The organism is Collinsella sp. AF33-16, from assembly GCF_003475325.1.
Taxonomy (GTDB): domain Bacteria; phylum Actinomycetota; class Coriobacteriia; order Coriobacteriales; family Coriobacteriaceae; genus Collinsella.
In genome coordinates this window covers 55,480-64,675 of the sequence record NZ_QRQC01000017.1, presented here as the reverse complement: position 1 = coordinate 64,675, position 9,196 = coordinate 55,480, and the positions used below count along the sequence as shown (strand labels likewise).

At 59.3% G+C, this 9,196-nt stretch carries 5 protein-coding genes and 1 tRNA gene; 3 read left to right on the top strand and 3 right to left on the bottom strand.

The window, feature by feature from the left end:
• Together DWZ52_RS07590 and DWZ52_RS07585 are read right to left on the bottom strand one after the other, a co-directional pair.
• Nucleotides 1-487: hypothetical protein (locus DWZ52_RS07590; protein WP_147352149.1), on the bottom strand; the 487-nt coding region annotated here is incomplete at its 3' end.
• Nucleotides 474-1,496: a YafY family protein gene (locus DWZ52_RS07585; RefSeq protein WP_118385250.1), complete on the bottom strand. Its 1,023-nt coding sequence runs from the start codon at nt 1,494-1,496 to the stop codon at nt 474-476. The genes DWZ52_RS07585 and DWZ52_RS07590, both read right to left, overlap by 14 nt.
• A gap of 198 nt (nt 1,497-1,694) precedes the next feature.
• On the opposite strand from DWZ52_RS07585, the gene DWZ52_RS07580 reads away from it, so the two are divergent.
• Nucleotides 1,695-4,892: a hypothetical protein gene (locus DWZ52_RS07580; protein ID WP_118385249.1), complete on the top strand. Its 3,198-nt coding sequence runs from the start codon at nt 1,695-1,697 to the stop codon at nt 4,890-4,892.
• A 21-nt stretch (nt 4,893-4,913) separates the two neighbouring features.
• On the top strand, nt 4,914-5,132 hold the full coding sequence (locus tag DWZ52_RS07575) for a hypothetical protein (RefSeq protein ID WP_022094153.1): 219 nt from the start codon (nt 4,914-4,916) through the stop codon (nt 5,130-5,132).
• A gap of 66 nt (nt 5,133-5,198) precedes the next feature.
• Here the strand turns inward: DWZ52_RS07575 and DWZ52_RS07570 are convergent, their stop codons facing one another.
• Nucleotides 5,199-8,621 (bottom strand): SpaA isopeptide-forming pilin-related protein, encoded by a 3,423-nt coding sequence (locus DWZ52_RS07570; protein WP_118385248.1) that lies wholly within the window; start codon nt 8,619-8,621, stop codon nt 5,199-5,201.
• A 297-nt stretch (nt 8,622-8,918) separates the two neighbouring features.
• On the opposite strand from DWZ52_RS07570, the gene DWZ52_RS07565 reads away from it, so the two are divergent.
• Nucleotides 8,919-8,993, top strand: a tRNA-Gly gene (locus DWZ52_RS07565).
• Nucleotides 8,994-9,196: the final 203 nt, after the last annotated feature.

Genomic DNA, 9,196 nt, shown 5'->3' with positions numbered 1-9,196 from the left:
GCCATTGTGGCTCTTGACAGCGGATTGGGTCATATGAGCGAACGCCGTCCTGAATGGCGCAGCTCAGCTGCTGCCAGTGCGACCCGTGGTTGACGGTGTCAAAGACGTGCTGGTTATAGCCGAGCTCTTCGGGTAGAAGAGCATGTCGAATTCGAGCCGCCGCCTGGGGCTCGATCCCCAACGATTCAAGTTCGTGGTTGAGCACAGCGCCCTCGGCGCCACTCAGGCGCAGCGGTAGTACACGCCCGGCGTCACCGGTGAGGACCACGCGCTCGCCGTGGCATTCGCAGATGATACGCGCACCCGATTCTCGGTCCGCGAGCGTCGAGACGATCTCGAGAATCTCGTCGAGCGACGCCCCCGTGATGTCAAAGCGACTGCAAATCTCGGTTCGTGTCATGCCGCTCTCGCCGGCGGCGTAGAGGGCCTCCATGATGTCGATGGCGCGCGAGAGCCTCTGCTCGCTGGTGAGTTTACGCACGGGCATGCTCGTGCACCGTCCTTTCAATGAGGTGGTTCCACGCCTGCTTGAGCGATTTGGGGGCCATGGGCCTCATGCCGTCCATGGCGTGGGCCATGCAAAATGAGGCGGCGGCTTCAAGATCGCGCACGTCAACGGTCCAAGTCCATCCCGAATCGGTGTGTGCGAGCTCACCTCGCCCGCGCGTGAGGCCGTTGATCATATCGATCTGCGCCTGCGGGGCGAACGAGAACGTAGCCGCAACGGGCGGGCGGTCGGCAAAATCGAATTCAAAGAACAGGTAGTCGTTGAGATTGAAGTCTGCAGGGATGGCGTAGGCCTTCGAAGGACGCCAAGCGCGAACGATACGGTCGCAGCGGAATGTCCTGATGTCGTCGGTGGCATTGTCGAGGCCGCAGAAGTACGCAACGCCCTCGCGCTCGAACATGCCGTAGACGCAGACGGTGCGCTCTTTCTGCTCACCGCGTCCGTTCTGATATAAAAATCGCAGCGCGCATCGCTCGGCAAAGGCGCTCCATACCGCATCGACGGTGGGAGAGCGGCGGATCGGTGCTTCGTCCGCCGTCGTCCTGCCGGTGAGGTAGGCAATCTTGGAACGAATATCGGCAAGCGGCGCGGCAAAAGTGGATGAGCCGCCCGCTATTGTCTGGTCGATAGCGTTGAGCAGGATATCGGCGTCGTCTGCGGTGATGAGGCCGCCTGCCGCAAACGTGTGCTCGCGGTCGATTGTCCATGAGCTTTCCTCGGTCTCCTGCGCGCCGGCGGGGCGAACCTCCTTGATTAAGATGCCGCGTTCGAGCAGTTTGTCACGATCGCGCCGAAACTTGCGCTTATCCGAGTCGATATTGCCCGAGCCATATCCCAGGTCAGAATCCAAGACGATCTGCTCGGTCGTCAGCGGTTCGGGGGAGCTGTTGAGCACAAAGAAAAGATTGAGGATGCGCTGAGCCGTTTTATCGAAACTGGGCTCCGAATTCCCCTTTTTAATTGTCGCGGTCGCGTCGCTTGCCGTCATAGAGTCCTCGCATGAGAAGGTGGTTTGCTGCCATGATTTTAGTCCGATATGGAGATTAGGCTATATCCTTGTCCGCTCGGGGCGTTAAGATGGCCCGAATTCGGTCGTTTGCGCTCGCTCGGGGTATACTTTCGACTATATACGGTTCTAATGTGCATGCATTGGGCCTATTTGTCGGATTATGGATGTGGAGCGCACATGGCGAACACCCAGAACTATATTAACCACCTGCTGCAGAACACCGGCATCACGCCGGCATGCAGCGAAGAAGAGCGCTTGGCTGCCGAGGATATCGCTCAGATCTTCCGCAACCACGGCTTTGATCCCGAGGTTCAGGAGTTCAATGCCCCGGCGCCCAGCAGGTTGGCATTTGCCGTTACCGGTATTCTTGCGTTTGCCGGCGCCCTGCTGATGGGCATCGGCGGCGGCATCGGCTTGGTCGGCACCTTGCTGGCCATTGTCGGTGCCGTTCTTTACGTGCTCGAGCGCACGGGCCACCCCGTGGTTTCGCGCCTGGGCAAGACGGGCGTGAGCCAAAATGTCATCGCCTACCACAAGGCCTCGGGCCCGCTCGCGTCTCCGCGCAACCGCCCGGTGGTCGTTGTCGCACACTACGACTCTCCCCGTGCTGAGCTGCTCGCCCGCGAGCCCTATGCTTCGTATCGTGCGCTCATCGCCAAGCTGTTGCCCGTTGCCACGGTTGCCCCTGCTGCCGTTGCCATCTTGCGTATCCTGCCGCTCCCCGGCGCGCTCAAGGTTCTGCTGTGGATTGTCGCGATCCTCGCTTCCCTCGTTGCGCTCGCCAACGCGGCAAACATCATTTCTAACCGTTTTGTGCTTCCCTATACGTCCGGCGCAGTGTGTAACAAGTCTTCTGTCGCCGCTATGCTCGGCGTTATGGACAACGTTGCTCCCTTCCAGGGCGAAAACGAGTTTCCCGACGATGTTCCGTTCGATACCTATTTTGGGGAGCAGAAGCGTCGTGCCGAGGAGATAGCGCGCGCAGCAGCGGAGTATGCCGCGGCCCAACAGCAAAACGACTACGGCAACACCATCGAGTATGAAGAGCCTACCTACGCCGAGGACGAGTTCGGTCAGCCGATTGCTCCCGACGCTCAGACCGAGCCCGAACAGGGCGAGGCTTTCGACGAGCAGATCGAGGGCTTTGAAGGTGCGTCTGCCGACGAGACGCTGATTGGCGCCATCGTGCCCGAGGATCAGAATCAGGCTGTCCAGGCCGAAGAGTTCAATGACGAGGTTCCCACTGCCGAGCCGGCGGAGGAGCCTGTCGCGGCCGAGCCCGAGCCCAGGCTCTATCGCAATGCCGCCGGCAACATCCGCTTTGGTTCGGATGCCATCCGTGCGTTCGGAATGCTTCCCGAGTCCTGCACGCTCGATTACGAGGAAGGCGAGGAGCCGACGTTTGAGCCCGAGCCTGCCCCCGTCGTGACTGCATCTGCGCCCGTTGTCGCCGTGGATGATGAGTCTGCCGCGGTTGCCGCTGCCGTTGCCGAGCCCGAGGCGGTGTCCGCGATCGATCCCGCGGCAGGACTGGACATTTTGGCTCCCGCCGCGCCGGCGCAAGACGTTACGGACGAGCCTGACGACGATTACGCTGAACAGCCGAGGCGCGTGTCTTACGAGAGCGATACTGATTTCTCGGCCGAGATTCCCGCGGCAACGCCCCATGCCGATATTGCATCCGCGTTCTCTTCGATTGGCGCCAGCGCTTCCAACTTCTTTAAGGGTGCGCTTGCAAAGGGCAGGAAATTTGTCGACGATTTCGAGGGGAAGCGCGCTGCCGCACGCGAGGCTGCCGAGCAGGAGGCTATCGCTCAGCAGCAGGCAGCCGAGGCGGCACGTGAGCGCGCGGCGCAAGAGTTCGAGCAGAACGAGGCTATGCAGTCCGTGCCTGTCGACGCCGCCGAAGCTACAACGTCCTTTGAGGCTCAGCAACCGGCGTCCGCGGATGTTGCTGAGGCGACGACGTCTTTCGAGGCTCAGCAACATGTCGATAGCACCATGTCGTTTGATGCCGCGCAGTTCGATTCCACGATAACGTTTGAAAAGCAAGGCACCGCGATTGCCGGGCCCCTTCCTGTTTCCGATGAGCAGGGCGACGCGGCAGACGATGACGAGCCTATTGATGCTGCCGAAATCCAAGATGTCGCCGAGGACGAGCCCGTCGAGGCCAACTCTGACGAAGAGCAATACGCGGCAGCCGATCAAGGTGATTCGACCGAGGTCGAGCAGGAGGAAGTGCCTGCGGTTTCCGAGACTCCCGAGACGGATGAGTCGAGGCCTTACTCCACGCAGATTTTCACCATGCCGACCTCGAGTGGTTCCGGTGCCACGGTTGCCAATGTCGCTCCCACCCAGGACGAAACGGTCGATTCCCTTATGGCCCAGATTTCCTCCCAAGCATCGCCGCGTCCGCAGATGAATGTTCCCGATCCGGCGTCGGCACCGTCGCCTGCACCCTCCTCGTCTCCGCTGGCTTCGGTCCCCGATCCGTCGCTGCCGTCGATGAAGCAGACAAACGTTGCGTCTCGCACGTCGCTGTTCGACCTTCCCGATCCCTCCGCACAGGTCAACGACCCCTTTGCTACCGCTCAGGGTCCCGAACCCACATCGGCACCCGTTGCGCCTCCTATGCCCGTTGCGTCGGGCGCACAGCCGATCGAGACCATTTCGGCTCCCGCCCCTGCGGCACCCAAGTCTCGCAAGCGCGGCCTGGGCGGCCTGTTCGGTCGTAAAAAGAAAAACGAACAGGACAGCATGAGTGACTGGCTGGGCGTCGAAGACGATTACGATGCCAAGAAGTCCGGTCGCGGTATCGGTTCGTGGGATAATTTCGAGGACGACAACGATGGCTGGAAGGGCGGCGCTACGTCTTCCGACGGCGCTTCTTCCGAAGATATGCTCTCGGCTGTCGCCTCTATGGGTGACGATGAGCTGCTCGGTCACGATATCTGGTTTGTGGCAACGGGCGCCTCGGATTGTGATGGCGCCGGCATGAAGGCCTTCTTGGCTTCGCATCGCGATAAGCTCCGCGGCGTCTTCTTCATCAATCTTGAATCCGTCGGCGCCGGTAGGCTTTCGGTGGTGACGGTTGAGGGCGAACAGCAGCTGCTCAAGGGCGATCGCCGCATCATGAACCTGGTCAGCAAGGTGTGCAAGTCGTTCCATGTCGATTGTGGCGCGCTCGAGATGCCCTATGCCAAGACCGATGCCTACGCCGCGCTCGAGGCGAGCCGCCGAGCCCTCACCATCGCCGGCGTGGACGGCACGCGCCTGGCTTGTGCTCGTACCGAGGACGACCTGCCCCACAATGTCAACCCGACGAACATTGCCACGGTATCCGAGGTCGTGACCGAGGTTATCCGCCGTTCGTAGACGGAGCTCTAAGGAGTCAACGTGTTTTCGTATATTAAGCGCCATTGGCCTGTCTACGTGATTTTGACCTTGATTGCCATTGCGTTGGGGTTTGGAGCCGCCTATATCGTGGGCGCGAAGGGCTCGACCCCCGCCTCCGCAATCAGCGAAGAGGTGGAGCAAGAACAGAGCACGGGTGCCGATGGGATTCCTGAGTCCGAGCAAGCAATCGTTGATGGTGGATCTTCGTCTGCAGAGTAGATACGGCGATTTAAATGATTGAAAGCGGGCGAGCCGGGGGACTGGCTCGCCCGCTTTTTCATCGCGCTAGCGCTTCTTTGGGATTGACCTAAGGCGAGCGAACCATAAGGCTGCGGCACCCGAGGTCAGAAGCGCGGTGATGCAGGCGGCGATGGGAACTGATCCTGTTGCCGGTAGGTCCTGCGGTAGGGTACAGCGTTGAATGACACGGTCCTCGTCATGTGACTCAAGTTTATCGCCGCCGCCGTTGCGGCAAAGATCGACGCGCGCGCTGTTGGTGAGTGCGGTTTGGGGCGTATAAGCCGACGTTGCCTGCATGTGCACGGCTGCGCCCCGAGCGTCTGTGCCAAGGATTGCTTTGGCATCGTCAAGGTCGTCGTGCTCATCTTTGAGATCATCACGGGTCCAAGAATCCACATCGCTTCGAGTCGTAAAGTCGGCGGCTACTGCACCGTATTCAATGCGAATGCCCGTTACGACGGTATTGGATGCAAGGTCAAGTTCTTTCGCCTCGAGTGTGGTGGATTCCGTGGTCGAGACATCCGCCTTCCAGAGGTGCCAGCCGTCGTAATCGACGAGGCGGCAATCCTCACCCAGACTCTCTTTTACTTCGTCGGACTCAAGCCAAGGATTTTCGTGCCCATCGTCAAGCGTCGCGTTTGCCGGCCCATCGACGTCTGTCGAGTCCAACGGCGTCGTGCGATACCACACGTTGCACAGACCGTTGAGGTCGCCGATGGCGACGGGGGTTTCGATTGAGACGAATCTCGCCGTGCCGTCTTTGGCACACTCAAGATCATCGGTAATCGTAAACTCATCAACCCAGGTAGCTGAATCGTTTCGAGCGTCGATGGTATAGGAGAAAAGTCCGTCCGTATTGGTTTGCGTCGCGGCGCGATTTTTACCATCGCCGTTGGCCAGCAGACCCTTCCCGATAGGTTGGACAAGTTCCTGGCGCTTGTCGACCTGTCCTTTGATCTCGATGGGCGCATCCTTCATCGCGACGGATTGGACTTCTCCCGTATCCTTTATTTCAAACGTTATCTCCTCGGCAAGGTCATAGGTCCGCGGAGACATCGTTTCGCGCAACGAGTAGGTGCCGGGTGCAAGATGTTCGACGCGGTGTGGCTTGTCGGATGAGGTCCAGGAGTCTATTTCGGTTTTATCGGGACCATATAAGGTGAGCTGTGCACCTTTCACTTCCTGCTTTCCGCTTGCATCGACCTTGGAGATATCAACCTTGGTGTAATCGTTGGATACGTTAAGCCGTGCTTCTACAACGGGCGTTTTTTGGTCGGCATAAGCGAGGTTTACGATATGGGGCGTCCGGTCGAGTAAGAAGCCTGCCGGCGCTTGAGTCTCGACAACCTCGTAGCGTGCGGTGCCAGATCCCAGCGGGAGGTCGTCCGCGCGTGCCTCTCCAGTTTCATCCGTCGCGACGGTCTCACCGTCGAGCGCGGCAATGCTACCATCGGGGCGCACGATATCACCCGAGGCACGGATCTCAAAGATGGCGCCCGCGAGGCTGCTGCCGTCTACGGCATCGGTTTTAACGATCCTGATGTTTCCGGTCGCGGCGTGGTCATAATACGAGGCGATTGCAATGGGCGTTAGGTTCATGTCGGCGGGTATGTTTACCTCGATCTCTTCACCGACAAGATAGGGCTCTTTGGCCGAGGTTTCGCGTACATAATAGGTGCCCGGCACGAGCGATTCGGGCAGTGTGACGGTGCCGGTCGCGTCAGTCGTAAAGGTGTCCATTACATTATGTGCTGGATACCAGCATGTTTGTGAGACAGGTTTGTGATTGCTGTCGAGGAGTTGGAAGGTGAATCCGGCTAGCGGAACAGAAGCGCCTGTTTGGGCATCGCGTTTTACAATCTGGAGATGCGTCGACAGAGCGTGGTTGTCCACGATATATTGAAGCTCGGCGCCGTCGGAAATCTGATTGGCCCCGACGGTCCATTCCCCTGCACGTTTAAAACCCTCGGGGGCGGTTTCCGGAACCTCGCGAACGGTGTAGCCGGCGCGGTCGCATGGGATGGCTCCGTGGACACCGGCGGGTCGCTTGCCTGCGCCGAACCATGCTTCTGACTGATCTTTGGTGGAGGCAAAGCCATAGATGTTTGTGGCCAGTGTGCCAACAACCTGCTGAGAGCTGTTGCTGACAACCTCAAAGACAACACCTCCTGCCGGCTGCTCCAGGCCGGATTGATCGCTATTGCCGTAGTCCTTGAATTTGGAAATCTCAAGGTCAAACGCAATGGGGATATCGGAAACGCGCGATTCGATCTCGACCACGCCTGAATCACCGAGCTGGTCGGCTCCAACGGTATAGGACCAGCTGTCGTTGGCTGGCAGGTAGCCCTCGGGGGCTTTTGACTCATAGATGGTAAAGGTTCCTAGGGGGACATCGGTGAGGGTAGCTCGACCGCTTTCATCGGTTGTGAGGGTTTGCGCCCATCCGGGGGTGGATTGCGACACGCACGTGAACTCTGCTCCCGCAAGTGAAGCTCCAGCCTGGGGTCCGGCATTCGTCGCGGCATCGAGTTTTACGATACACAGGTTGATGGTGCCGGGCTGTTCTTCAATGGCGACCTGTCCACCGTCATTCCCCGTGGTAAAGGCGATGCGATCACGACGGGGGACATAGCCGGCCGGCGCCTTCGTTTCAACTAGGTAGTATGCCGTATTGGGCAGAAGTGCTGCCTGCGCTCGACCGTTGCTGTCCATCTGGATGGTGCCGACACGCGCGCCGCTGGCGCTCTCAAAAACATCGAATGTTGCCCCGTCAAACTGATAAGTATTGTTTCCGCTGGTAATGGCAGCGTTTGCAGACTGCTTTTGGAAGGAAACAGAGACCGCCGGCAGCACATAGAGCATGTCTTGACGTTTGCTGCCGCCCGATACGGCTCCTAGATAGCGCCGCGCGCGGTGCGGAGCGGCTTTGATGCTTCCTGATTTTGCGCTGTCGTGGAGCCATCGCGCAGCCGCCAAGACTTCATTGTCGGCGGTAAAGTGTCCACTCTTGGTTTTGCCCTGAGCGGTCGTGTAGGAGTAGGTGCCGTCGACATGGGTAGTGCCGTTGAGCATCCATACGGCAAGCTGGGTGGCGGCGCGGGCGCGATCTGGTGAAAGATGGTAACCGCCAAACGACGTGGCGGTAGGATATCCGTGACAAACGATTGCCGCGAACTCGTCGTCGAGCCACACCCAGCCTTGATCAAAGTTGAGCCATGGGCCGCCCGGCTTGGTGGGGCCGGGGCGCTCCTGGTTCATGCAGTAGGCAATCGAGGCGTCTTGAGCTTCATACTTGCCGATGAAGAAGGGCCCACAATCATCGCTAATAGTGCGGAAGCCGAGCTGGTCGTAGCCATCGACGGCAAATGCGGCTCCCGGTGCCAGGCAGCCGAAAAGCAGGAAGAGGAGCAGGAGCAGCGGACCTGTTGTGATTGCGCTGTGGACAGAGTGCGTGGGTGCGTTGGACATGGCTGCTCCTTATCCCTCGTGCGCCGCACGGGGAGGCTGCGACGCGTAGGATGAGGCTACCCCCGAGGTTCATGCGGGTAAGTACCGGAGCCTGACCAAAAGCTTGCCCAATTCCTGACAAATTGAGCTCAAATACAACAATCAAGCAAAAGCGCAGGTAGAAGATAGGGAGAACAGGAGGTCAAAGGTCCTCATCTCCACAATTGACGCGATTTTCAAACGAATCTCCACAGTTAAAACAAGCATTACCACCCTTGTATCGAACAAGACAACCGCGTTATACTAGCCAACACACAAGCGGGCATCGCCAAGTGGTAAGGCATCAGCTTCCCAAGCTGACACTCGCGGGTTCGAGTCCCGTTGCCCGCTCCAGTTAAGAGCACAAGCACGGCACCATCACGGTGCCGTGCTTTTTTCAATAAAGCGCCGGGACTCGAACCCGCCAGGGTGCGAGCGTAAAACAAACGCGAAGCGTTTGTAGCGAGCAGGCGAAGGCGCCGGCAGGCGCCTGAAGCCGGTGCGGATTTGCGAAGCAAATACGCGGACGTCCCGTTGCCCGCTCCATCGAGCGCGGG